The following is a 1241-nucleotide window of genomic DNA, read 5'->3' on the forward strand; positions in this document are numbered from 1 at the left end:
GAATTTGCGATTTTGGCGATTTTGGCGGTTGCTGTTTTGGGCATGGGTCTGTATCCGCAAGCGTTTATCGAAGTGGTACATCAAGCGGCAAACGATTTGATTGCCCATGTGGCACAAAGCAAGATTTGAGGTGTGTAAATGAACTGGTCTGATTTGAATTTAATGCCTGCCATGCCCGAAATCGTGCTGCTTGCGCTATTGGGTGTCGTATTGCTGGCAGACTTGTGGATTTGCGATAAAAACCGCTATCTGACCCATCTGATGAGTTTGGGAACGGTCATCATCGTGGCCGTTACCCAATTGGCAGTATGGGAACAGGGCAGTGTCGATGCCTTTCACGGTATGTATATTGCAGACGGCATGTCCCGTTTGGCAAAACTGGTGCTGTATGCGCTGACTTTCGGTCTGTTTATTTACAGTAAACCGTACAACCAAGACCGCCAAATTTTTAAAGGCGAGTTTTACACCCTGTCGCTGTTTGCCCTGTTGGGCATGAGCGTCATGGTCAGCGCGGCACATTTCCTGACTGCGTATATCGGTTTGGAATTGTTGTCTTTGTCGCTGTACGCCATGATTGCCCTGCGCCGCGATTCCGGCCGCTCTGCCGAGGCCGCGCTGAAGTACTTCGTATTGGGCGCATTGGCCTCCGGTTTGCTGCTCTATGGTATTTCCATGGTTTACGGCGCCACCGGTTCCCTCGATTTTGCTTCCGTCTTGGCTTCTGCTTTCAATGAGCAGGCCAATGAATGGTTGTTGAAATTGGGTATGGTGTTTATTGTAGTTGCCATTGCATTTAAATTGGGTGCGGTTCCATTCCATATGTGGGTACCCGATGTGTACGATGGCGCGCCGACATCCGTTGCCGCCTTTGTGGGTACGGCTCCGAAAATTGCCGCCGTTGTCTTTGCGTTCCGTATTCTTGTGACCGGCATGGGTACAGTACATTCAGACTGGGCGCCGATGTTGGCCATCCTTGCCGTTGCTTCTTTGGTGGTCGGTAACCTTGCCGCCATCATGCAAACCAATATCAAACGTATGCTCGCCTACTCCACCGTATCGCACATGGGCTTTATCCTGTTGGCGTTTATGGCAGGCGCAGTCGGCTTTACCGCAGGCCTGTATTACGCCATTACCTATGCTTTGATGGCGGCTGTCAGCTTCGGCGTTTTGATGGTATTGTCCACCAAAGACATTGAATGTGAAAACATCAAAGACCTCGCAGGCCTTAACCAACGCCATGC

The 1241-nt window shown here is 50.7% G+C and carries 1 protein-coding gene; it reads left to right on the forward strand.

The window, feature by feature from the left end:
* Positions 1-138: 138 nt before the first annotated feature.
* Positions 139-1241: NADH-quinone oxidoreductase subunit N (locus tag ACTHS3_RS13610; protein ID WP_440368206.1), on the forward strand; the 1103-nt coding region annotated here is incomplete at its 3' end.

Source organism: Neisseria sp. P0009.S007, from assembly GCF_051962515.1.